This window comes from Stenotrophomonas sp., assembly GCF_050737075.1.
Classification (GTDB): domain Bacteria; phylum Pseudomonadota; class Gammaproteobacteria; order Xanthomonadales; family Xanthomonadaceae; genus Stenotrophomonas.
In genome coordinates this window covers 1-22,978 of the sequence record NZ_JBOHXV010000038.1, presented here as the reverse complement: position 1 = coordinate 22,978, position 22,978 = coordinate 1, and the positions used below count along the sequence as shown (strand labels likewise).

Below are 22,978 nucleotides of genomic sequence, written 5' to 3'. Positions count from 1 at the left end.
CAGCCGCTCGCCCGCTGCCGATCAGCGCGCCTGTTGCAGCAGCGAGTGCAGGATGCGGGCGTCTTCGGCGTCCAGGCTCGGTGGCAGGTCGTCGCGGCCGCGGAAGCGGCGGTGGAACGCGCCTGCCGCCGCCGCGCGATCATCCAGCGGGTAGCCGAAGGCCTGGAGTGCCAGCCATGGGTCGAAGCCCGTCGGTGCCGGGCCGTCGACTGCGCGCGGCCATACCCCTAAACCGGCCTCTGCCAGCTGCTGCCAGGGGAAGTAGCGGCTGGGATCCTGCTTGCGCGCAGGCGCGAGGTCGGCGTGGGCGATGATCTGGGTACGCGGGATGTTCAGGCGCGTGCACAGATCGTCGAGCAGGCGGATCAGGGCGGCAATCTGGTCGGGCGCAAACGGGCTGTTGCCGTCGTTGTCGATCTCGATGCCGATCGAGGCGGAGTTGAGATCGGTGATGGTGCCCCAGCGGCCGCCGCCGGCATGCCAGGCGCGACGGTTGTCGGCCACCAACTGGTAGATGTGGCCATCCGAACCGACCAGGTAATGCGAGCTGACCTTGCCGCCGCTGTTGGCGGTGCGCAGGGTGTGCAGGCTCTGCTGCACGTTGTCCTGGTCGGTGTGGTGCAGGACGATGATGACGGGGCTGCGAACGTTGTGGTTCGGCGACGGCACCCAGGTGGCGAGCGGGCTGCGCACGTCGGTGCTGGCGCAGGCGGCAAGCAGGAGGGTGGCGAGCAGCACGAGCGGAAGGCGGAATCGGCGCATGGGTCGATTGTGGCCGATTGGGGTGCGGGGCGCGAATGCAAAAAAATGGCCGGTGTTCCTTTCGGGACACCGGCCAAGACAACGTCTCTCTCTCGTTTCTTGTTTCTTCGGTTGCCGGGCAGAGCCCGGCGCTACCGGATGGATCATTGTTTGCCTGGTTGCCGACTAACAGTCGGCACTACACGGTCGGCACTACCGGATCGGTTGCGCGGTTGGCCGTCAGGCCTCGTAGGCGGACTCGCCATGCGAGGTGACATCCAGGCCGGTGCGCTCGGCTTCCTCGGTCACGCGCAGGCCGAAGACCAGGCGCACCACCAGCAGGATCGCCACGGTGACGACGGCGCACCAGACGATGGTGAAGCCCACGCTGACCAGCTGCACCCAGACCTGGTGGCCGATGTCGAGGTCGGCCTTGGTGCCGCCCAGCGACTGCGCACTGAACACGCCGGTGAGCAGGGCGCCGACGATGCCGCCCACGCCATGCACGCCGAATACGTCGGCGGTGTCATCGACCTTGAGCAGGCGCTTGAGGCCGGTGACGCCCCACACGCAGACCACGCCGGTGACCAGGCCGATCACGATGGCGCCCAGCGGGCCCACGGTGCCGCAGGCCGGGGTGATGCCGACCAGGCCGGCGACCGCACCGGAGGCGGCGCCCAGCGCGGACGGCTTGCCCTTGCTGACCGCTTCGACCAGGGTCCAGCCCAGCACCGCGGCAGCAGTAGCGAGGATGGTGTTGATGAAGGCCAGCGAGGCGACGGTGTCGGCCGCGGCGGCGGAACCGGCGTTGAAGCCGAACCAGCCCACCCACAGCAGCATCGCGCCGATATAGGTAAACGGCACGTTGTGCGGCTTGAGCGCGGTCTGGCCGTAGCCGATGCGCTTGCCGACGAAGTACGCGGCAACAAGACCGGCGACGCCTGCGTTGATGTGCACCACGGTGCCACCGGCGAAGTCGATCGCGCCCATCGCGCCCAGGTAACCGCCACCCCATACGATGTGCGCCATCGGGATGTAGCTCAGGGTGAACCACAGCGCCGAGAACAGCAGCACGGCCTTGAACTTGATGCGCTCGGCGAACGCACCCACGATCAGCGCGGTGGTGATGCCGGCGAAGGTGGACTGGAAGGCGACGAACAGGTAATCGGGCAGGCCCTTGATCGGAGTGTTGCCGACCGAATCAGGGGTGAAGCCCTTCAGGAAGGCGAACTGGGTGAACGAGCCGAAGAACTGGTTGCCTTCGCTGAACACCGCGCTGTAGCCATAGGCCACCCACAGCATCAGCACCAGCGAGAACACCACCAGGATCTGGCTGAGCACGGAGAGCACGTTCTTGGAGCGAACCAGGCCGCCGTAGAACAACGCCAGGCCCGGTACCACCATCAGCAACACGAGCAGGGTGGAGGTGAGCATCCACGCCACGTCGCCGCGGTCGTAGGTGGGCACGGCGTCAGCTTCGGCAACGGCGGCGGCCGGTGCAGCGGGTTCCGCCGTGGGCAGCGGTTCAACCGCCACGGTTTCGGTCGGCGCCGGGGTGACCTGGGCCTGGGCATGTGCGGTGCCTGCGAAGGCGCCAACGGCCAGCGCGCTGATGAGCATCATCAGGCACACGGCATGGAACCGGGCTTGCCACCCGGTGAACAAGGAAGTCTTCATTGTGGGCTCCGAGTGAGAGTTAGAGCGCGTCCGCGCCGATTTCGCCGGTGCGGATGCGCACGACCTGTTCGACCGCAGTGACGAAAATCTTGCCGTCGCCGATCTTGCCGGTGCCGGCCGCGTTCTGGATGGCTTCGACCACGGCGTCCAGGCGGTCGTCGGTGACCACGGTTTCAATCTTGATCTTCGGCAGGAAGTCCACGACGTACTCCGCGCCGCGGTACAACTCGGTGTGACCCTTCTGGCGACCGAAACCCTTGACCTCGGTCACGGTGATGCCCGACACGCCCGCATCGGAGAGGGCCTCGCGGACCTCGTCGAGCTTGAACGGCCGGATGATGGCGGAGATCAGTTTCATGCGCATATCCCGATGGTGGATGGAACCGGCCTGCAGACGCAGGCCGATGTCAGGTCAACCGGGGACCACTTGCACATGGCCACCGGTCGTTGCGCCGAACGTTGCATGGACCACGCCGGTGCCGACGCCCGTGAGGGCGACGCCAGCGGTGACGCGGGAGGGAGGAAGGCCCATGCTGCGTCCGGTCTCTCTTGCCCCTGGTGTTGCACAGAGCCAGCGGACTAACAGTCCGCTCTACCCCGTCGGTTTTACCCGGTCGGTTCTACCGTCTTGCGTTTCGGCTCCCCAGCCGTTGCGCGTTGGTGAAGCGGTGGCGATGACGAAGGTGGGAGGGAAGTCCTTCGGCATCGCCACCTGTTGCTCAGTTGGCGTAGTACATCTGGTATTCGAGCGGGTGCGTGGCGGCGCGGAAGCGGGTCACTTCCTGCATCTTCAGCGCGATGTAACCGTCGATGAAGTCGTCGCTCATCACGCCACCGGCCTTGAGGAACTCGCGATCCTTGTCCAGCGCTTCCAGGGCCTGGTCGAGCGAGGAGCAGACCTGCGGGATCAGCTTCTCTTCTTCCGGCGGCAGGTCGTACAGGTCCTTGTCGCTCGGTGCGCCCGGGTCGATCTGGTTCTTGATGCCGTCCAGGCCGGCCATCATCAGCACGGTGAAGGTCAGGTAGCCGGACTGGATCGGATCGGGGAAGCGCATTTCAATGCGGCGCGCCTTCGGGTTGGATACCCACGGAATGCGGCACGACGCAGAGCGGTTGCGGGCCGAGTAGGCCAGCATGACCGGGGCTTCGAAGCCCGGAACCAGGCGCTTGTAGCTGTTGGTGCCGGAGTTGGCGAAGGCGTTGATGGCCTTGGCGTGCTTGAAGATGCCGCCGATGTACCACAGCGCCATCTGGCTCAGGCCGCCGTAGCCGTCGCCAGAGAACAGGTTGGTGCCGCCCTTGGACAGCGACTGGTGCACGTGCATGCCGCTGCCGTTGTCGCCGACGATCGGCTTGGGCATGAAGGTGGCGGTCTTGCCGTTGCGGTGCGCCACGTTCTTGATGACGTGCTTCATGCGCAGCAGTTCGTCGGCCTTCTGCACCAGGGTGCTGAACTTGGTGCCGATCTCGCACTGGCCGGCGGTGGCCACTTCGTGGTGCTGCACTTCGACTTCGATGCCGACCTGTTCCAGCGTCTTGCACATTTCAGCGCGCAGGTCGTGCAGCGAATCGGTCGGCGGCACGGGGAAGTAGCCACCCTTCACGGCCGGGCGGTAGCCGCTGTTGGCGCCGTCGTACTTGTCGCCGGTGCTCCAGGCCGCTTCTTCGGAATCGATCTTGAAGAAGGTGTGGCCCATGTCGTTGGAGAAGCGGACCGAATCAAAGATGAAGAACTCCGGCTCCGGGCCGAAGAACGCCTGCTCGGCAATGCCGGAGGACTTCAGGTAGGCCTCGGCGCGCTTGGCGATGCCGCGCGGGCAGCGGCCGTACGGCTGCATGGTGGCCGGGTCGAGGATGTCGCAGCTGATGACCAGGGTCGGGTCGGCGTAGAACGGGTCCACGTACGCGCTGGACGGGTCCGGCAGCAGCACCATGTCCGATTCGTTGATGCCTTTCCAGCCGGCGATGGAGCTGCCGTCGAACATCTTGCCTTCTTCGAACAGGGCCGGCTCGATGATGCTGGCCGGGAAGGTCACGTGCTGTTCGATACCGCGCATGTCGACGAAACGCAGGTCGATGAACTCGATCTGGTTGTCCTTGATCAGCTTCTCAACGTTTTCCACGGACATCGGTGAAACCTCAGATGGGTGATTGCCTGAGTAGGTAGAGCAATCCCCGTGCCAACTTCTTGCGGCACACAAGTGATTGATTTCACACGGCGTGCACCCGGATGGGCGCTGAACGCTGCGCACCATCGCGGTGCAACGGCCGCACCTTGCACACATTTGGTGCGTCATCTGATGTTTTATGCTTGTGCAGCCGGGCAGAGCCCGGCGCTACAAAATTTGTCGGGCAGAGCCCGGCGTTTCCGAAGTTGCCGGGCAACGTCCCGGCGTTACCCCGTTTTCATTCAAAGAGCCTTTGCCCGCCGATGTCCGACCTGCTCTCCGCCCTGTTGTTGGGCATCCTTGAAGGCGTTACCGAATTCCTCCCGATTTCCAGCACCGGCCACCTGCTGATCGCCCAGCACTGGCTGGGCGCGCGCTCGGACTTCTTCAACATCGTGATCCAGGCCGGTGCGATCCTGGCCATCACGCTGGTATTCCGCCAGCGGCTGTGGACGCTGGCCACCGGCCTGCAGGACCGCGCCAACCGCGATTACGTGCTGAAGCTGGGCACCGCGTTCCTGGTCACCGCCATCGTGGGCCTGCCGGTGCGGCTGGCCGGCTGGGAACTGCCTGAAACGGTCACCCCGGTGGCCTGGGCGCTGATCATCGGCGGCATCTGGATGCTGCTGGTGGAGGCGCGTACCGCCCGCCTGCCCGACCGCGACGAGGTGACCTGGAAGGTGGCCGTGCTGGTCGGCCTGGCGCAGGTGGTGGCCGGGGTGTTTCCGGGCACCTCGCGCTCGGCGGCAGCCATCTTCATCGCCATGCTGTTCGGCCTGAGCCGGCGCGCGGCGGCAACTGAATTCGTGTTCCTGGTGGGTATTCCCACCATGTTCGCCGCCAGTGGCTACGCGTTCCTGGAACTGGCCAAGGACGGCAAGCTGGCCAGCGAGAACTGGACCGACGTCGGCGTGGCGTTCGTTGCCGCGGTCATCACCGGCTTCGTCGTAGTGAAGTGGTTGCTGGGCTACATCAAGGCCCACCGCTTCACCGCCTTTGCGTTCTACCGGATCGCACTCGGCGCGGGCCTGCTGCTGTTCCTGCCTGCCGGGAACTGAACAGCGCCGCGCCGCCGCAACCCCACCCGGGGTGCTCCAACGTTCTTCCCCGGGTTCCCAAGGAGATGTCCATGAAAACCACCCGCAACCTGATGCTGATCCTGCCGCTGGCCCTGCTGGCCGCGTGCAGCAACCCCTCCAGCCAGGCCCCTGGCACCGGCCGCGACGAGCTGGCCCCGGCGCCTACCGCCGCCGCCGACCAGAAGGCCGTCGCACAGTTGGATGCGCAGCGCCTGCAAGGCAACCACTGGCTGCTCGACAGCGCCACCGACAGCACCGGCAAGCGCATCGATGCGCTGTTCGCGCGCGCCGACAAGCCGGTCACGCTGGACTTCACTGACGGCCGCCTCGCCGTCAGCAATACCTGCAACCGCATGGGCGGGGGCTACACCCTGGCCGATGGCACGCTGACCGTGTCGCCGATGGCGTCGACCATGATGGCCTGCACCGACAAGGCGCTGATGGCGCTGGACCAGGCGGTGGGCTCGCGCCTGGAAGGCGAGCTGAAGGCCGAACTGGGCGGCGAAGGCCAGCTGACCCTGCGCACCGCCAGCGCTGATGTACTGGTGTTCAGCCCGCAGCCAACCGCCGAGACCCGCTTCGGTGGCCCGGGCGAGACCATCTTCATCGAGGTGGCCGCGCAGACCAAGCCGTGCCCGCACCCGATGATCCGCGACAAGCAGTGCCTGCAGACCCGCGAGATCCACTTCGACGACAAGGGCATCAAGCAGGGCACGCCGGGCGCGTTCGAGAACTTCTACGACGTGATCGAGGGCTACACGCACGAAGCCGGCACGCGCAACGTGCTGCGGGTGAAGCGCTGCAACGTGGCCAACCCGCCGGCCGATGCGTCGTCGAAGGCGTATGTGCTGGATATGGTCGTGGAGTCTGCGGTAGAGAAATAACCGGCATCGCGTGTGCCGGCCAACGGCCGGCGCTACCGATGACGTCCCACCCGGTAGTGCCGGCCTCTGGCCGGCACACCTTTTACGCCTTTACACCAACGCCGGATTCAGCGTGTAGGTGCCATGCAGCGCCGCTTCGGCCAGCACATGGCCGTGCATGGCCTTGTGCACGTCGGCGGCGGTGAACGGGGTGGGCAGGTCGAGCGTGGCCACGTCCAGCGCGAACAGACGGAAGAAATACCGGTGCACGCGCTCGTCGTTGAACGGCGGGTACGGGCCGTCATAGCCCAGGTACTGGCCGGCCATGTCCGCATTGCCGGCGAACCAGCCGGTGAAGTCGTTCAAGCCCTGCCGCGCCCCGGCCGGACCGGCCGGCTGGGGCTTGCCCTTCACGGTGAAGCCGTCGCTGCAGCTGCCTTCGGCGATCCCGCGCAGGTCGGCCGGAATATCGGCCATGGCCCAATGCACGAAGTCGGCCCGTGGCTGGTCGCGCGGCACGCTGCGGTCGTGGCGGCCGACCGTCTCGGGCACGGTCGGCACATCCGGGTCGACGCACAGCAGCGCAAAGGAACGGGTGCCCTCGGGCACCTCGCTCCAGGCCAGCGGCGGGTTGCGGTTGGGGGCGAAGCCATTGGCATCGCCGGCCGCGAAGGTGCTGGCAATGGGCTCGCCATTGCGCAGGCGGGTACTGCTCAACTTCATGGGCAAGGTCTCCTTATGCTTCGGGGTAGCCAAGGCGCACCGCGACCGGAGTCAACTGTGCGAAGGCGGCGGACAGCACGTCACGGTACTGGCGCCAGTGACCGGCAGGCAGCCGTACCGGACCGAGCGATGGGGCGGGCGCCAGCTGCACACCGAACAGGCGGCCCAGGTGGTCAGCCATGGCGGCAGCGTTGGTGCCGATCTCATCGATGCGCACCAGCGCGTGGGGATACAGGTCCTGCTCGTGCAGCAACGCGATCTGCGACAGCGCGCGGGTCAGCCACTCGGCCGCTTCACTGACCGAATTCACCGCAAACGGGGCCGGCGAGCCATGGGCAAGCCATTCCAGCAGCATGTCACGCGGGTCGCGCAGCACCAGCAGCAGGCGCCCCTCGGGCAGCTGCGGGCGCAGCGACCACAGCAGCGCGTTGTCCCACCACAGCAGCCAGTCGATCATGGTGGCATTGGCCAGGCCGCGCGACGGCAGCAGTTCACGCCATTGCGCGACCAGCGCTTCGGCGCCCAACTTGCCGGTGGAGAGGTCCTGCAGCGTGTGATAGCTCTGGAACGCGTCATTGGGCGGGTTGGGGCCGAAACGGTCCCCGCGCACCACCGCGCTGCCGAAGGCAAGCGCCGCAATCACCCGTTCGACACCCGAACCCGGCGCGCCCCAGACGAACATCGGGCGGTCAGTGACGGTCTCGTCAACCTGGCCCATGTCGGGCCAGCTGAGCGGGGCCTTGGCCTGGGGCGGCAGCGGAAGGCGCTGCGCGGCCTGCACCTGGTGTACGTCGACCCAGGTCGACAATGCATCTTCGTGCCGGCCTGCGCGATCCTGCACGGCGCCCAGCCAGGCGCGCAGATCCTCACGGATCGCGGCCGGTGCGCGGGCGATGAGACCCTGCACATGCGCGACCGCCGCCGCTGGATCGCGGGCGAGCAGGGCTTCCACCACGCGGTTCTCGCCACTGGTGCGGCCCGGCTCGCGTTCGGTGATGCGGCGGGCCACGGCTTCGGCGGCGTCGCCTTCGCCGTTCATGTCATGCAGGCGCATGCGGGTTTCCAGCGCCGGCAGGTGGTCGGGCATGGCCTCGATCCAGCGCTCGGCCACCGCCGCCGCTTCGGTGCTGCCCACCACCTCCACGGACAGGCGGGCCAGCCACAGGTTGTGCTCGCCGGCATTGCCGGCCAGCGCCCCATCGAGGGTCTCGCGGGCCTGCTGCTCCCGGCCCAGGCGCTGCCAGGCCATGAGCAGCAGCTGCAGGGTCTGGCGGTCCGCCGGCCACTGTTCCAGCACCGGCACCAGGTGTTCAAGTGCCTGCAGCGGCTGGCCGGACTGCAGCTCCAGCTCGCCGGCCAGGCGACGCATTGCCGGGGTGTCGGTGTCCGGCCTGGACAGCACCTGGCGCATGGTCGCGGCGGCCCCTTCGGTGTTGCCCTGGCGCAGGGCGAGCTGGACCAGCAGCCCGTGCAGCGAGGTAATACCGGGGTTCAGTTCGAGCACGCGGCGGAACGCCTGCTCGGCAAAGGCCAGCATGTCCTTGCCCAGGTAGGCGAACCCCAGGGCATACAGAATGCGCGGGTCGTTGGGCAAGGCCTGGCTGGCGGCCGACAGCAGCGCCAGCGCGCGATCACCGTCACCCCGGCGCAGGGCGATCATGCCCGACAGCGCCACCACTTCCGGGTGCTCCTCATCAACGCGGGCAGCGATGCGGGTGATCCGCTCGGCCTCGTCCACATCGCCACGCGCCAGCGCCAGGTGCGCCTGCATCAGGTAGGCGGGCAGCGCATTGGGATTGAGTTCTGCGGTGCGGTCCAGCGCCGAACCGGCTGCCTCGAACTGGCGCAGCGACAGCAGCAGGCCCGCGTGCAGCAGGTGCAGGTCCGGGTTGTCCGGGGCCAGGGTAAGCGCCTGCTGCAGGCTTTCCAGGGCCTCGGGGTACTGGCCCTGCTGCTGCAGCGCCAGGGCCAGCCAGCGGTGCGCCTGCGGCTGCTCCGGTTCGGCCTGGGTCCACGCGCGCGCCAGCTGCACGGCTTCATCGGCCGCGTTGCGGCGCAGGGCTTCGAGAATCTTGTCTTGCATGACGGTCCGGCTTGGGGTCAAACCCCGATTGTAGTGCACGCCAGACGGCGCACCGCTGCCGGCTCAGCGCAGCGCTTCGATGCCCAGCCGCTGCGCCACCCAGCGCTCGGAGAAGCCATCGCCCCGCCAGTTTTCCAGGAAGCCGCAGTGACCACCCCACGGGGCGATCTCCAGCCGGGCATGCGCTGGCAGCCGCCAGCCATTGAAGGTGGCGTAGGGAATCACCGGGTCGTCCTGCGTAATCAGGATGTCGGCCGGCACTTCGAGCCCGGCCAGGCGGTCGCCCGCGATCGAGTAGCCGTCGAAGTAGGCCTGCAGCGTGCCGAACTCGGTGTGGTGTTCGACCAGCCAGGCGGTGAGCGCGCGGATGTCCAGCTTGAGCACGCGGTCGTCCCAGTCGCTCAGCTCCGGGAACAGGTCGCGCTTGCGGCGCAGCGAGCCGGCCCACTTGCGGCGGAAGTACCAGTCGTACATCGCCGGCCCGTTCTCGATGCTCTCCATCGTGATGGCCGGGTCCAGCACCGGGCACACCGAGGCCACGCGGCGCAGCGGCACCCCGGCCGCCGGCGCACGCAGGGCCAGCCGCAGGACGAAATTGCCGCCCAGCGAATAGCCGGCAGCCACCAGCGGGAGCTGCGGCCAGCGCCGGGCGATGTCGCCGGCGGCCTGCACCACTTCGTCGATGCGGTTGGAATGGAAGATGCCGGGATTGAGGTGGTGGGTGTTGCCGTGGTCGCGGAAGTTCAGGCGCACCACGTCATAGCCCGCCTCGAGCATGCGCGCGGCGGTCATGCGCATGTAGCTGGATTCGGAACTGCCTTCCCAGCCATGCAGCAACAGCGCCATGCCCACCGGTTCACGGCCTTCGATACGGCTGTGCCAGCCCTGCAGGCGCACGCCGTCGCCGCCGTCCAGGATCAGCTCGTCGGTCAGGGCGCCGGTGGCAGCCAGCAGCACCAGGCCGCGCTGCATGCGCATGCGGCTGGAACTGAGCATCGACTGCAGGTGCGGATTGCGCAGCCAACGCGGTGGGCGATAGTCGGCAGCGGTCAACATGGGCGCGAGCCTGCACCCCACCGCAACGCTGGCGCGTGAAGGGGTGCCACGGCGCTACTCGGCAGCCATCGCCGCCACGATGCGCGCACGCGAGGTCTCGGCGATGCGGCGGCGGCCTTCGAGGTCCTGGGTACCGATGGGCGCGAGGAAATGCACCTCGGCCCGGCGCGCCGGCTCCCCCAGCAGGCGCAGGAAGTTGGCGAAGAAGCTCTCGTTCGGGCCGAACGCCACAATGGTCTGCGCGTCGCCGCGCAGGCCGTAGCGCAACGCGACCGGCTGCACCGGCACCTGGGTCTCCACCGCGGCCTGGAAGATGCGCGCATGGAACGGGCCCACTTCGCGACCGCCGCGGGTGCGGCCTTCCGGGAACACGCCCACGGCCTTGCCTTCCTGCAGGCGCACGACCATTTCCTGCATCACCCCGCCCAGCGACTCGGTGCTGCCGCGCTGGTGGAAGATGGTCTGCCCGCGTGCGGCCAACCACCCCACCACCGGCCAGCTCGCGATTTCGCGCTTGGCCACGAAGCCCATCATGCGCTGGCTGTGCAGCACGGAAATATCGACCCAGCTGACATGATTGGCCACGAACAGCACGGCGCCCGGCAGCGGCGTACCGATGCGCTGCAGCCGGAAGCCGAAGATCCACATCAACCCGGCCGACCAGGCATTCACCGCGGCATGCTCGAACGTGCGTTCGCCCACGCGCAGGGGGCCCCACGGCGGCAGCATGGCAATCAGCAGCAGGGGCAGGAACAGCAACAGGTGGACCAGCAGCAGCGGTACGCGGTACAGATAACGGCACACACGCGCCACGCCGCCACGTGAGGCCGAAGTGGGGGAAGTCATCCGCGAACGATACCCGAGCGCCGCGGGGTCTGCCAGCTGATCCCGGACAAAATGATGACAACCGGCGGCCAGTCGCCGCAGGCGGTCAAGCCGGCGCCCGGCTGCGGCACAGCCGCACCGGTCTCACCGGTTCGACCGGCGCAACACAGCATCCGCACGGTGGGCCGCTCAGGCCGGGCGGGCGGCGGGCACCACGGCCAGGGTCAGCCGCGAGGTACACACCAGCTTGCCGGCCTCGTCCTCGATGCGGATATCCCAGACATGGGTGCTGCGGCCCACGTGCACGGCACGCGCCGTGCCGGTAACCGTGCCGGCGCGCTGGGCGCGGATATGGTTGGCGTTGATTTCCAGGCCCACGCAGACCTGCTCACGGGTATCCACGCACAGGTTGCCGGCGCTGCTGCCCAGGGTCTCGGCCAGCACCACCGAGGCGCCGCCGTGCAGGATGCCGTACGGCTGGCGGGTGCGCGCATCGACCGGCATGGTCGCGCTTACCCAGTCATCGCCGGCGGCGGTAAAAACGATGCCGAGGTGCTCGATCAGCGTGTTGCGGCTGAGCGCATTGAGCGACTCGATCGAGACCGGCTCGCGGAATACCAGGGACATGACGCATCTCCGTACAACGGCAGGGGGATTAGAGGATCGGTACCAGGCCGGCGCCGAAGGCGGTGAGCATGCGCACCAGCAGCCACTTGGGACCCACGTTTACTTCGGGGAAATCGCCCACGGCGATGTAGCAGGCATGGAAGCGCGGGTCCTGCCTCTGCAGCGGCTCGGGGCACTCCGGGCCGGGCTGGAACTCGTAATCGGTGGCGTAGCGCCACGGCCAGAAGTCGAGCACCGGCAGCGCCTCGGACGCCTTGCCGACGCTGTAGTTCAGGCCCGACAGCACCGGCGGTTTGGTGCGCGGCGCCACCGTCCAGGAGTTCTTGGGGTGGATGTCGCGCAGGATGCTCTGCGCCAGGGCTTCGGCGAACACCGGGTCGTCGATGATCACCGCGCCCTCGGTGTTGTAGTTCTCGCTGCGCGGGTCGAAGTTGTGGGTGCCGACCACGCCGATGCGGCGGTCCACCACCAGCGACTTGGCGTGCAGCCCCATGCGCGCGCCGCTGCGGGTCACCGGCAGCGGCTTGTTGACCGCCTTGGTGCCCAGGAACGAGGGGCGGGTTTCGGCGCGCAGCACGCGGCGCTCCACCGCACTGCCGTCCTCGGCGCGGCGCGCCTCGGGGCCGAAGCCCGGGGCCTCGTCATCGGCCGCTGCGGGCACGGGCTGGACCGCCACGCCGTCGCTGCGGCGGTTGCTCTTGCCACTGCTGCTGCCGCCACGCGCGTTGCTGCCGGCGGCGCTGCCACCAAGCAGGCTGCTGCGCCTGCCATCGCCCGCGGGGACCTCGCCCAGCGGCGCCGGTACCAGGTTGCGGTAGTCGACCGGTGCGTCGAGCGGGAACGGCTTGAACTCGTAAATATTGAAGCCCAGCTCGCGCAGGTTGCGCCGCTTGTACTTGTAGGAGAGCGCGTAGACGATCGGGTTGTCGGTGGCGGCCAGGCTGTTGGTGGACACCACGATGCGCGGTGGGTTCTCGCGCTTGCGCAGCGCCTCGAACAGTTTGCGCGCCGGCTTGGACAGCACCAGGTACGGGGTCTGCAGCAGCACTTCGGTCTGTGCACCGGAAATCAGCGCGTCCAGCTGCGGCTCGGTCACGTGCTGGCCATTGGCGGGCTGGCTGGCGCGTTCGCGGCGGTGTTTGCGTGGCAGGTCGGCGACGTAACGCACCGACGCCACCGGCAGTGCGGTGTCGACGAACGTGCGGCGCACATAGTCCGCATCGGTGGCTTCTTCGATGACCTGTTCCACCCGCTGCGGGCGGCGGTAATCGGCTGGCGGCATCGACGGCGCGCCCTGTTTGAGCAGGGTGAGGCCCACGTCGTTCAGGCGTTCGGCCGGTACGCTGCGCGGCGCATGCCAGAACGCGTCGAAGTTGGCCGCCATGCCGCGGGCCACCGGGCCGGCCACCACCACGTCACGGTCGCGGAAGTTGTATTCGCTGTCCCAGTCGTAATAGTCGTCCTGGTAGTTGCGGCCGCCCACCATGCCAAGTGCGTCGTCGATCACCAGCAGCTTGTTGTGCATGCGCTGGTTGAAGCGCCGGAAGCAGCACAGCACGCTGCCGGCGTAGTCGGCATAGTTCAGCCGCGCCTTGCCGAAGGTCGGGTTGTACACGCGCAGCTCGAAGTTCTGGTGGCTGCTGGCCAGCGCGCCCAGGATCTGCAGGTCCGAAATGGCCGACAGCTGGTCGATCAGCACGCGCACCTTGACTCCGCGCCGCGCGGCGGCCAGCAGTTCGTCCAGCACCAGGCGGGCGCTGTCGTCCTTGTCGAAGATGTAGGTCTGCAGGTCGATGCTGCGGGTGGCACTGCGGATCAGGTTGACGCGGGCCACCAGGGCCACTTCACCTTCGTCCAGCAGGGTGGCGTAGTGGCGCGGCGCAGCCGGCGTGGATTCGCTGAAGGCATGCCCGCCCAGCGCACGCAGCGGAGAGTCGAGCGCGCAGCGGTCAGGTTTGTCGCAATCAACAACTTGGGAGCGCGCCTGCGCGGCAATGCCGGACGCACGGTCACGCTCCGCGTTGGACAGCGACGCACAGCCACTGCCCAGCAACAGCGTTGCCAGTACCACTACCCGCAGGAGTGGATTCACGGTTTCGGCGCCTCGTTCAGGCGCGCTCTCAATACGAAGGTCACTCGATCACTCAATGCTAGCTGCCAGCTGTCCATCCCATACCGGCCACGCTGCACGGTACCGCGGCTGACGACGTCGCAATCATACCCGGCCCGGGGGCAGGCCGCCGGTTCCACCTGCAGCGTCTCGGGATGGGACACCCCGCGCAGGATCAGCCGACCCTGGATGCCGCCGCCCTTTTCGACCAGCTCGGGGTGGTAGGGAATCGAATCGAACTCCACCACGGGGTAGCGCCCGGCGTCGAAGAACTCCTCGCCGCGCATCCAGCCGGTGTAGCGCTCCTTGCCGGGGATCTCCACATAGCCGGTGAACATGCGCAGGTGGACCTGGTGGCGGCCATCGGACAGGACCTCGATGCGCCCCTCAAAGCGCGGGAACACCCCTTCGATGCGCTGGCCCAGGCGGGTACGGATCTCGAAGCCGAAGCGCGAGCGCGCCGTATCCAGCTCCAGCACCTGCTTCGGCGTGGCATGGACGGGGGGTAGCGCCGACACCGGGGGTTCGGCATGCACCCCCCCCGCCGCCAGCCCGAGCAGACAGCCCAGCAGGGTGCGCACTGCTGTCACGGCTTACGGCCACCAGAACTGGGTCAGTGTGGCCGCGCCGGGTTCAAGGGTGGACTCGCCTTCGAAGGAAAGGACAGCGACACCCGCAGGTGGCATGCCGCGATAGTCGCTGCTGGTCCCTTCGGTCAGGAATGCCACCAGCTGCTCCAGGCCTGGGTTGTGCCCAACCACCAGCAACCGGTCAACGTCCCACCGCCTGTCGATGACGCCGGTCAACACACCGGGAGTGGCCTCGTAGATCTGGTCTTCCAGCATCTTTTCAACAAAGCCGGTCTTCCCAAGCACCGCCTCGAGGGTTTCCCGGGTGCGCCGGGAGGGTGAACACACCACGCAATCGGGCAACAGCTCGTTCTCGGCCAGCCACTTGCCGGCGGCCTCGGCCTCGGCAAGGCCGGTCTGAGACAACGGCCGGTCAAGGTCGGCCTGTCCGGTTCCAGCGGGTTCGGCATGGGCGTGGCGCAGCAGGATCAGTTCTCGCATAAGGCTCTCTTTCTGGCTCAGGCAATCTTCAACCACTGCAACAGTGGCTCCCAGTCACTCTGGTGCTCGCGCACCTGCGCGGAGCGGTAATCGAACAGGCTTCGGCCCAGGCCGGTCATGACCACGTAGCCCTGGGTGTCGCGCAGCTTGGCGACGATCGGGTAAGGCCACTCCTCCAGCATCTGCTCGGCCTGGCGGGAGGTCTGGGTCCACGGCTTGGTGCGGTTGAGCACCAGCCCGACCGGCAGCTTGCGCTTGTGCACGCGCGGCACCTTGGACAGGCTGTTGAGGAAGCCGACGATGGCCTCGATATCCAGCGCCGACGGCAGGACCGGCACCACGACGGCATCGGCCACGTCCAGGAAGGCCTCCAGCTCCGCAGCGCGCGCGCCGGCGGGGGCGTCGATGATGAGCACCTCCGTATCGTCGGGCACCTTCTTCAAGGGGTTCTTGCCGGTGGCGTCGATCGGCAGCACCGCGCTTTCCAGCCCCGCGCGGCGCTCGGCCCAGCGGGTGCTGGAGCCTTGGGGGTCGGCGTCGGCCAGGACGGTCCGTTTGCCGGCCAGGGCGGCCTGCGCCGCCAGGTGGGTGGCGACGGTGGATTTGCCCACCCCACCCTTGGAACCGGCTACCAGGATCGTCTTCATGCCAGCCTCGCTTCCGGAGAACGTGTCCCGAGCGTACACCGCCGTCCGTGATGGAGATAGTCGCGCGGCTGAACCTCCTGCATACCCCGGCGCTTTGCTATCGTGCGCGATCCAATGGACTGCATGCCGGTATGAGCGAGTTACAGGATCTCAGTGCGCTTATCCGCGCCAACACCCCGCTGATTGTCATCGAGACCCAGGACGAGGGTCGCGTCGTCGAATTGTTCCGCCAGACCCTGATGCACGTCTGGCGGGCCCTGCACCGCTGGTCGATCACCGAGGGCCTGCGCCGGATCGACATGGACCGCGAGGATGATCCGGTCGGCCCGCCCGACGCCAGCTCGGCGCTGCAGATGATCCGCCAGGCCGACCAGCGCGGCATCTACCTGCTGCTCGATTTCCACCCCTACCTGGGCTATGCCAGCCACCAGCGCGCGTTGCGCGACCTGATCCAGCGCCGCCACTGCGAGGCGCACGTGCTGGTGCTGATCGGCGCCAAGGTGGAGCTGCCGGCCGAACTGGAGGCCCTGGCGACCCGCTTCAACCCGCGCCTGCCCGACCCCAACGCCCTGCTCAAGATGCTGCGCGAGGAAGTGGCCGCCTATGCACGCGAGAACGGCGGCCGCCGCGTGGAGGTCGACAACGATGCGGTCAAGAAGATCCTGCACAACCTGCGCGGGCTGAGCCTGGTGGATGCGCGCCGGATCGCCCGCCAGCTGATCTTCGCCGACGGTGCGATCCGCGAGGACGACCTGCCGCAGCTGGCCAAGCTGAAGTTCGAGCTGCTCAACCGCGCCGGGCACCTTCATTACGAATATGACACCACCCGGTTCGCCGACGTGGCCGGTGCCAACCGCCTCAAGCGCTGGGTCAACCAGCGCCGCCCGGTGTTCCTGGGGGGCCAGGGCCCGGCCGGGCTCGACCCGCCCAAGGGCATGCTGCTGCTCGGGGTACAGGGCTGCGGCAAGTCGATGCTGGCCAAGGCCACCGCCGCCGGCTTCGGTGTGCCGCTGCTGCGGCTGGACTTCGGCAGCCTGTATGACAAGTACCACGGCGAGACCGAGAAGAACCTGCGCGAGGCACTGGCATCGGCCGAACAGCTGGCCCCCTGCGTGTTGTGGATCGACGAGATCGAGAAGGGGCTGGCCAGCGGTGGCGAGGATGGGGGCGTATCACGCCGCGTGCTCGGGCACCTGCTGACCTGGCTGGCCGAGCGCAAGAGCACGGTGTTCATCGTGGCCACGGCCAACCAGGTGCACGAGCTGCCGGCGGAGCTGCTGCGCAAGGGCCGCTTCGACGAGATCTTCTTCGTCGACCTGCCCGACGCCAACACCCGGGTGGAGCTGCTGCGCCTGCACCTGGGGCGGCGCAAGCTCAATGCCGACGATTTCGCGCTGCCGGCACTGTCGGCGGCCAGCGATGGCTTCTCCGGCGCGGAAATCGAACAGGCGGTGGTGGCCGGGCTGTACGCGGCGCACGCTGAGGAACGCTCGCTGGATACCGAGCTGCTGATGACCGAGATCCGCGGCAGCCGCCCGTTGTCGGTGCTGATGGCCGAGCAGGTCAACGCGCTGCGCGAATGGGCACGCGGGCGCACGGTGAGCGCGGACGAATAGATCAACGGTGCAACACCCACACCCACGCCGGCAACGTGAGCAACGACAACAGGATGCCGTAGCCCACCATCGCCGCCGCCAGCCGCGGGGCCAACCGGTGCGAGATCGCCAGCGCCGCGGCGGTGATCATGGTCGGCATCGCCGACTCCAGCACGTTGACCTGCAGCAGGGTGCCCTGCAGGCCGAAGCCCCAGGCGATCGGCACCGCCAGCGCGGGCATCAGCACCAGTTTCAGCACCAGTCCGATGCCCAGCGGGGTGAGTTCCTCACGCGAGAGCCGTAGCCGGATCGACAACCCCACCGCGAGCATCACCAGGGGTAGCATCGCGTCGGCCAATTGTTTGAGCCCGGTACCGATCCACCCCGGGGGCTGCACCGGCATCAGGGTGAGCGCGAACGCCAGGGCCCACAGCGGCGGGAAGCGGGCGATGCGGCCCAGCACCTGGCGGGCGGTGGGCGCTGTGTCGCCGCTGTAGCGCGCAATCACATACAGCCCGAACGTGGACAACAGCACGAAGGTGCCGAACTGGTCGTACACCACGGCATAGGGCAACGCGTGGTCGCCGAGCAGCGCGCGCACCATCGGATAGCCGATGAAACTGGAGTTGGCCAACGCCACGCAGATGAGCAGCACCGCGTGCACGTCGCGGGCGAAACCGAACACGCGCGTGGCCAGGCCGACCAGCACCACGGTGGCGAGCATCAACAGCCAGGGCGTGGCCATCAGCCCGATCAGGCTGGCATCCAGTTGCAGGCGGGGTACGTAGGTCAGCACCGCCGCCGGCAGGCACACCAGCAGCACCACCCGGTTGAGCACCTCGGCGCTGTTGTCGGGCAGGGCGCGCAGGCGCGCGAACAGCATGCCCAGGCCGAGCATGGTCAGAATGAGGGCGAATGCATCGAAGGCCATCGCCCCAGCCTAGCGGAAGCCACCGCGTTGCCGGCCCCGACCATGGTCGAAGCCGGCGCCGGTCGTGCGCGTGATTACGGCCAGGCCGGCGGCTGCGCCGCCCACGCCTGCTGCACTTCTGTCAGGCTGGCACGCTCGGCATCGCTCCAGGCCGGCAGTTGCTGCGCGAAGCTGGCGCTGCTGCTCCACACCTGCGGCTCGGTACGCACGGCCGCGGCATACCACTTCACGGCTTCGTCCTTGCGGCCCAGTTTCCACAGCCCCAACGCGTAGGTGGGCGGTACCCACGACGGGTTGCCCCGCATGCCTCCCTGGGCGCTGTGCCACTGGGCCAACGCCGCTTCGACGTCTCCCTGGCGGTACAGATCCCAACCGTGGTTCCAGCGCACCATGCGACCCTGCACGGAACCTGCCGACGCCGTTTTCTCGGCGTCCGCATACAGCTCGCGCCCCAGCTCCGGACGGCCCTGCGCATAGGCCACGCTGGCCAGCTGCACCGTCGCTTCCAGTGCCTTGCGCCCGCGTTCGCGTTGTTTCATCAACTGGTCAACGACATCGCCGCTGTCGGCAGGCACGACCACGGGCGCGACCGCAGCCACGTCATCGTCGAAGTAGAACTCCTGCAATGCCGGCAACGATTGCGCTGCCACCCCGAACACGGTCATCCCCGCCGCCAGCACTACGCCGGTCAGCATCTTTCTTGCCACTGCCATACAAACTCCCCCAGGTTGTCACAACAACCTCCCTCCCCGATCCTAACCGCAGCACGGCTCCGGATGCGAGTACCGAAGGGCAGAAACAGCCCGGCTGTTACAATTTCGCCCTTTCCGGCCGCCGCCTGCGGTGGCCGTGCCAGCCGTCAGCACGGGCCAGCCATGACCAGTACCGCCGAACTCACCTCGCCGTCCTCCGCCAACCTGCCTGCCGGGCCGCTGGACGACAGCTATACGCTGGACCACAAGTACACGCGTACCGACGGCCGCATTTACCTGAGCGGGGTGCAGGCACTGGTACGGCTGCCGCTGATGCAGCGGCTGCGCGACCAGGCTACCGGGCTGGACACGGCGGGCTTCATCAGCGGCTACCGCGGCAGCCCGCTGGGTGGCTTCGACCTGGAACTGTGGCGCGCCCGCCAGCACCTGGAGGCGGCGCGGGTGAAGTTCACCCCCGGCCTCAACGAGGATCTGGGCGCGACCATGGTCTGGGGCACGCAGCAGACCAACCTGTTCCCCGGGGCGAAGGTCCAGGGCGTGTACGGCATGTGGTACGGCAAGGGCCCGGGTGTGGACCGCTGCGGCGACGTGTTCAAGCATGCCAACGCGGCCGGTACCTCCGTGCATGGCGGTGTGCTGGCGCTGGCCGCCGACGACCACGCCTGCCGCAGCTCGACCCTGCCGCATGGCAGCGAAGATGAGTTCGTCAGCGCGATGATGCCGGTGCTCAACCCGGCCGGCGTGCAGGACATCCTGGACATGGGCCTGCTCGGCTGGGCGATGAGCCGCTACACCGGGCGCTGGATCGGCTTCAAGACCATTGCCGAGACGGTGGAGTCCTCCGCCTCGGTGCAGGTGGACCCGTTCGCCCGGCGGATCGTGCTGCCGGAGGACTTCGAGATGCCCGCCGGCGGGCTCAACATCCGCTGGCCGGACCCGCCGCTGGACCAGGAGATGCGCCTGCACCGCTATGCGGTCAAGGCCGCCCAGGCATTTGCCCGGGCCAATGGCATCGACCGGGTGGTGATGGATTCGCCGCGCGCTCGGCTGGGTATCGTCACCACCGGCAAGAGCTACCTGGACGTACTGCAGGCACTGGAATACCTGGGCCTGGACGAGCGCGCCTGCGCCGAGATCGGCATCCGCGTGTACAAGGTCGGCATGACCTGGCCGCTGGAGCCGGAAGGCATCGCGCGCTTCGCGCAGGGCCTGGAAGACATCGTGGTGGTGGAGGAGAAGCGCGCCTTCATCGAGCGCCAGATGAAGGAACAGTTCTACAACTGGCCCGCCAGCGCCGGTCCGCGCCCGTCCATCGTCGGCAAGTACGACGAACAGGGCGCGTGGATCCTGCCGTCCACCAACGAACTGACGCCGGCCACCATCGCCGGGGTGATCGGCCGCCGCATCCAGCGCTTCTTTACCAATGACTCCATCGAACAGCGCCTGCGCTGGATGGACGCCAAGGAAGCCGAACTGGCCCTGCCGCGCGCCAGCTTCCCGCGCGTGCCGCATTACTGCTCGGGCTGCCCGCACAACACCTCCACCCGCGTGCCGGAAGGCTCGCGTGCGCTGGGTGGCATCGGCTGTCATTACATGGTCACCTGGATGGACCGCAGCACCGACACCTTCACCCACATGGGCGGCGAAGGCGTGACCTGGGCCGGGCAGGCGGCGTTCACCGACACCGAACACGTGTTCCAGAACCTGGGCGATGGCACCTACTTCCACAGCGGCTCGCTGGCGATCCGCCAGGCGATCGCGGCCGGGGTGAACATCACCTACAAGATCCTCTACAACGATGCGGTGGCGATGACCGGCGGGCAGCCGGTGGACGGCACCCTGACCGTGCCGCAGATCGCCCACCAGATGCGCGCCGAAGGCGTGCAGACGATCGTGCTGGTGAGCGATGAGATCGGCAAATGGAACAAGCGCGAGCTGTTCCCCGAAGGCGTGGAATTCCACGACCGCGCCGAGCTGGACGCGGTGCAGAAGCAGCTGCGCGAGGTGAAGGGCACCAGCATCCTGATCTACGAGCAGACCTGCGCCACCGAGAAGCGCCGCCGCCGCAAGCGCGGCAAGCTGGTCGACCCGCCCAAGCGCGTGGTGGTCAATTCGCTGGTCTGCGAAGGCTGTGGCGACTGCGGGCAGAAGAGCTTCTGCGTGTCGGTGCTGCCGAAGGAAACCGAGTTCGGGCGCAAGCGCGACATCGACCAGTCCAACTGCAACAAGGACTATTCCTGCACCACCGGCTTCTGCCCCAGCTTCGTCACCGTGCACGGCGGCAAGCCGCGCAAGGGCGCGCGCAGTGACCGCAGTGACCTGCTCGCCAACCTGCCCACGCCGACCTTCCGTACCGCGCTGGAGCAGCCCTGGAACATCCTGATCACCGGCGTCGGTGGCACCGGCGTGGTCACCATCGGCGCGCTGCTGGGCATGGCCGGCCACCTGGAAGGCAAGGGCGCCAGCGTGCTCGACCAGACCGGCCTGGCCCAGAAGGGCGGCGCGGTCACCACCCATATCCGCATCGCGCGTACCCCCGAAGACATCCACGCCGTGCGCATCGCCGCCGGTGAGGCCGACCTGGTGCTCGGCTGCGACATGGTGGTGGTCAACGACTACTGGGCGCTGTCGAAGGTGCGCGCCGAGCGTTCGCAGGTGGTGCTCAACACCTATGAGGCGATGCCGGGCACGTTCACCACCCGCCCGGACATGCAGTTCCCCGCCGCCGACATCATTGCCGGCATCCGCGTGGCGCTGGGCGGCCGCGAGCCGCTGCTGCTCGATGCCACCCAGTTGGCCACCGCACTGCTGGGCGATGCAATCGCCTCCAACCTGTTCATCCTGGGCTACGCCTGGCAGCAGGGCCTGGTGCCGATCTCGTTCGAGGCGCTGATGCGCGCGGTCGAACTCAACGGCGCGGCGGTGGCGATGAACCAGCAGGCATTCGCCTGGGGCCGCCTGGCCGCCATCGATCCGCAGGCGGTGCAGCAGGCTGCCGGGCTGGTGCGCAACGGCCACACCGATGCCGAACGCACCCCGGGCCCGCTGCATGACCTGCCGCCGGGCGAGTGGGAAGGCAACGAATGGGGCGCCACCGCCGCGCCACGCGAAACCGGCGACGAGCGCGAACTGCGCGGCCTGCCCGGGCACGGCGGCGGCGGCGAGGTGGCGTTCCTGCCGCTGGACGACGAACGGCTCTCGCGTTCGCTCGACGAGCTGGTGGAACGCCGCGTGCGCTTCCTCACCGACTACCAGGATGCGGCCTACGCCGCGCGCTACCGCACGCTGGTCGAGCGCGTGCGCGCGGTGGAATGGGACAAGGCCGGCAGCACCGCGCTGACCGAGACCGTGGCCCGGTACTACTTCAAGCTCCTGGCCTACAAGGACGAGTACGAAGTGGCGCGCCTGTACACCAGCGGCGAGTTCCAGCGCCGGCTGCAGCAGCAGTTCGAGGGCGACTTCGAGGTGCGCTTCCACCTGGCACCGCCGCTGTTCGCGAAGAAGGACGACCAGGGCCGGTTGATCAAGCAGGAGTACGGCCCGTGGATGCTCAAGGCGTTCGGCCTGCTGGCCAAGCTGAAGTTCCTGCGCGGCGGCACGTTCGATATCTTCGGGCGCACCGAAGAACGCCGTGGCGAACGGCAGCTGATCACCGACTACGAACAGACCGTGGCCCTGCTGCTGGAAGGGCTGGGCGATGATCGCGTGGCGCTGGCGGTGGAAATCGCCAGCATTCCCGAACACATCCGCGGCTACGGCCACGTCAAGGAAGCCCACCTGCACAAGGCCAAGGCGCGTGAAGCGACGCTGCTGGCGCAGTGGCGCAACCCGAAGGCGCTGCATATCGTGCAGGTGGCATAACGGCCCCCGACGCCGGGAAAATGTCACCGAACGCAGATATTTTACGAATGTCTGCGCTCGGTGACTTTGCTTTAAATGTAAGCGATCGGAAACAAAATTGATTGAATGGGCATATGAAATGGCCCTACATCATTGAAGTGTCTGCGTTCGCAGACACTTGCAGGAGTGTGTTCGCTCGATTACATTTCTGCCATGGCAATGTTCAGGAC

At 67.7% G+C, this 22,978-nt stretch carries 19 protein-coding genes; 4 read left to right on the top strand and 15 right to left on the bottom strand.

The features are described 5' to 3' along the window. Positions 1-21: 21 nt before the first annotated feature. The 4 genes from ACREPD_RS11080 to glnA form a co-directional block, all read right to left on the bottom strand. Positions 22-762 carry an N-acetylmuramoyl-L-alanine amidase gene (locus tag ACREPD_RS11080; RefSeq protein WP_431599388.1) on the bottom strand — a complete coding sequence of 247 codons (741 nt, stop codon included), beginning with the start codon at positions 760-762 and terminating at the stop codon, positions 22-24. A gap of 219 nt (positions 763-981) precedes the next feature. Next, complete coding sequence (locus tag ACREPD_RS11075; protein WP_431599387.1) at positions 982-2,418, bottom strand: ammonium transporter; 1,437 nt, start codon at positions 2,416-2,418, stop codon at positions 982-984. Between the two features lie 19 nt (positions 2,419-2,437). Then, a complete protein-coding gene (locus ACREPD_RS11070) occupies positions 2,438-2,776 on the bottom strand; it encodes a P-II family nitrogen regulator (protein WP_026070924.1) in 339 nt (112 codons plus the stop codon). Between the two features lie 361 nt (positions 2,777-3,137). After that, a complete protein-coding gene (gene glnA / locus ACREPD_RS11065) occupies positions 3,138-4,547 on the bottom strand; it encodes a type I glutamate--ammonia ligase (RefSeq protein ID WP_421568355.1) in 1,410 nt (469 codons plus the stop codon). Positions 4,548-4,849: 302 nt separating this feature from the next. Between glnA and ACREPD_RS11060 the strand changes: the two genes are divergently transcribed. Then, positions 4,850-5,644, top strand: coding sequence for an undecaprenyl-diphosphate phosphatase (locus ACREPD_RS11060; protein WP_421568353.1), 795 nt, complete (start codon positions 4,850-4,852; stop codon positions 5,642-5,644). Between the two features lie 71 nt (positions 5,645-5,715). Then, positions 5,716-6,549: an META domain-containing protein gene (locus tag ACREPD_RS11055; protein WP_431599386.1), complete on the top strand. Its 834-nt coding sequence runs from the start codon at positions 5,716-5,718 to the stop codon at positions 6,547-6,549. A 90-nt stretch (positions 6,550-6,639) separates the two neighbouring features. On the opposite strand, the gene ACREPD_RS11050 is transcribed toward ACREPD_RS11055, so the two are convergent. The 9 genes from ACREPD_RS11050 to ACREPD_RS11010 form a co-directional block, all read right to left on the bottom strand. Then, positions 6,640-7,251 (bottom strand): YbhB/YbcL family Raf kinase inhibitor-like protein, encoded by a 612-nt coding sequence (locus tag ACREPD_RS11050; RefSeq protein ID WP_431599385.1) that lies wholly within the window; start codon positions 7,249-7,251, stop codon positions 6,640-6,642. A 13-nt stretch (positions 7,252-7,264) separates the two neighbouring features. Continuing rightward, the gene (locus ACREPD_RS11045) at positions 7,265-9,334 is read right to left on the bottom strand and encodes a tetratricopeptide repeat protein (protein WP_431599384.1); all 2,070 of its coding nucleotides are present in this window, start codon (positions 9,332-9,334) and stop codon (positions 7,265-7,267) included. A 63-nt stretch (positions 9,335-9,397) separates the two neighbouring features. After that, positions 9,398-10,390: a YheT family hydrolase gene (locus tag ACREPD_RS11040; RefSeq protein ID WP_431599383.1), complete on the bottom strand. Its 993-nt coding sequence runs from the start codon at positions 10,388-10,390 to the stop codon at positions 9,398-9,400. Between the two features lie 54 nt (positions 10,391-10,444). Next, a complete protein-coding gene (locus tag ACREPD_RS11035; RefSeq protein WP_431599382.1) occupies positions 10,445-11,236 on the bottom strand; it encodes a lysophospholipid acyltransferase family protein in 792 nt (263 codons plus the stop codon). Positions 11,237-11,404: 168 nt separating this feature from the next. Beyond that, positions 11,405-11,836, bottom strand: coding sequence for a hotdog fold thioesterase (locus ACREPD_RS11030; RefSeq protein ID WP_431599397.1), 432 nt, complete (start codon positions 11,834-11,836; stop codon positions 11,405-11,407). A 34-nt stretch (positions 11,837-11,870) separates the two neighbouring features. After that, positions 11,871-13,934: a phospholipase D family protein gene (locus ACREPD_RS11025; RefSeq protein WP_431599381.1), complete on the bottom strand. Its 2,064-nt coding sequence runs from the start codon at positions 13,932-13,934 to the stop codon at positions 11,871-11,873. Continuing rightward, positions 13,931-14,470: a YceI family protein gene (locus ACREPD_RS11020; protein WP_431599396.1), complete on the bottom strand. Its 540-nt coding sequence runs from the start codon at positions 14,468-14,470 to the stop codon at positions 13,931-13,933. The genes ACREPD_RS11025 and ACREPD_RS11020 overlap by 4 nt, the downstream gene beginning before the upstream one ends. Before the next feature lie 75 nt (positions 14,471-14,545). Further along, positions 14,546-15,022, bottom strand: a complete 477-nt coding sequence (locus ACREPD_RS11015; RefSeq protein WP_431599380.1) for a SixA phosphatase family protein — start codon at positions 15,020-15,022, stop codon at positions 14,546-14,548. Between the two features lie 17 nt (positions 15,023-15,039). Next, entirely contained in the window at positions 15,040-15,669 is a 630-nt protein-coding gene (locus ACREPD_RS11010) for an AAA family ATPase (protein WP_431599379.1), read from the bottom strand. 131 nt (positions 15,670-15,800) lie between these two features. Here ACREPD_RS11010 and ACREPD_RS11005 point away from each other — a divergent pair, with 131 nt between their 5' ends. Further along, positions 15,801-17,285, top strand: a complete 1,485-nt coding sequence (locus ACREPD_RS11005; protein WP_431599378.1) for an AAA family ATPase — start codon at positions 15,801-15,803, stop codon at positions 17,283-17,285. A 1-nt stretch (position 17,286) separates the two neighbouring features. On the opposite strand, the gene ACREPD_RS11000 is transcribed toward ACREPD_RS11005, so the two are convergent. Next, positions 17,287-18,195, bottom strand: coding sequence for an AEC family transporter (locus ACREPD_RS11000; RefSeq protein ID WP_431599377.1), 909 nt, complete (start codon positions 18,193-18,195; stop codon positions 17,287-17,289). Between the two features lie 74 nt (positions 18,196-18,269). After that, positions 18,270-18,908: a tetratricopeptide repeat protein gene (locus tag ACREPD_RS10995; protein WP_431599376.1), complete on the bottom strand. Its 639-nt coding sequence runs from the start codon at positions 18,906-18,908 to the stop codon at positions 18,270-18,272. A 162-nt stretch (positions 18,909-19,070) separates the two neighbouring features. Here ACREPD_RS10995 and ACREPD_RS10990 point away from each other — a divergent pair, with 162 nt between their 5' ends. Continuing rightward, entirely contained in the window at positions 19,071-22,769 is a 3,699-nt protein-coding gene (locus ACREPD_RS10990) for an indolepyruvate ferredoxin oxidoreductase family protein (RefSeq protein WP_431599375.1), read from the top strand. Positions 22,770-22,978: the final 209 nt, after the last annotated feature.

Coding starts and splice junctions, on each gene's coding strand:
- ACREPD_RS11015 (WP_431599380.1), bottom strand. CDS start 15,022: ATGCGAGAACTGATCCTGCTGCGCCACGCCCATGCCGAACCCGCTGGA.
- ACREPD_RS11035 (WP_431599382.1), bottom strand. CDS start 11,236: ATGACTTCCCCCACTTCGGCCTCACGTGGCGGCGTGGCGCGTGTGTGC.
- ACREPD_RS11055 (WP_431599386.1), top strand. CDS start 5,716: ATGAAAACCACCCGCAACCTGATGCTGATCCTGCCGCTGGCCCTGCTG.
- ACREPD_RS11050 (WP_431599385.1), bottom strand. CDS start 7,251: ATGAAGTTGAGCAGTACCCGCCTGCGCAATGGCGAGCCCATTGCCAGC.
- ACREPD_RS11060 (WP_421568353.1), top strand. CDS start 4,850: ATGTCCGACCTGCTCTCCGCCCTGTTGTTGGGCATCCTTGAAGGCGTT.
- ACREPD_RS11045 (WP_431599384.1), bottom strand. CDS start 9,334: ATGCAAGACAAGATTCTCGAAGCCCTGCGCCGCAACGCGGCCGATGAA.
- ACREPD_RS11080 (WP_431599388.1), bottom strand. CDS start 762: ATGCGCCGATTCCGCCTTCCGCTCGTGCTGCTCGCCACCCTCCTGCTT.
- glnA (WP_421568355.1), bottom strand. CDS start 4,547: ATGTCCGTGGAAAACGTTGAGAAGCTGATCAAGGACAACCAGATCGAG.
- ACREPD_RS10990 (WP_431599375.1), top strand. CDS start 19,071: ATGACCAGTACCGCCGAACTCACCTCGCCGTCCTCCGCCAACCTGCCT.
- ACREPD_RS10995 (WP_431599376.1), bottom strand. CDS start 18,908: ATGGCAGTGGCAAGAAAGATGCTGACCGGCGTAGTGCTGGCGGCGGGG.
- ACREPD_RS11040 (WP_431599383.1), bottom strand. CDS start 10,390: ATGTTGACCGCTGCCGACTATCGCCCACCGCGTTGGCTGCGCAATCCG.
- ACREPD_RS11070 (WP_026070924.1), bottom strand. CDS start 2,776: ATGAAACTGATCTCCGCCATCATCCGGCCGTTCAAGCTCGACGAGGTC.
- ACREPD_RS11005 (WP_431599378.1), top strand. CDS start 15,801: ATGAGCGAGTTACAGGATCTCAGTGCGCTTATCCGCGCCAACACCCCG.
- ACREPD_RS11075 (WP_431599387.1), bottom strand. CDS start 2,418: ATGAAGACTTCCTTGTTCACCGGGTGGCAAGCCCGGTTCCATGCCGTG.
- ACREPD_RS11010 (WP_431599379.1), bottom strand. CDS start 15,669: ATGAAGACGATCCTGGTAGCCGGTTCCAAGGGTGGGGTGGGCAAATCC.
- ACREPD_RS11000 (WP_431599377.1), bottom strand. CDS start 18,195: ATGGCCTTCGATGCATTCGCCCTCATTCTGACCATGCTCGGCCTGGGC.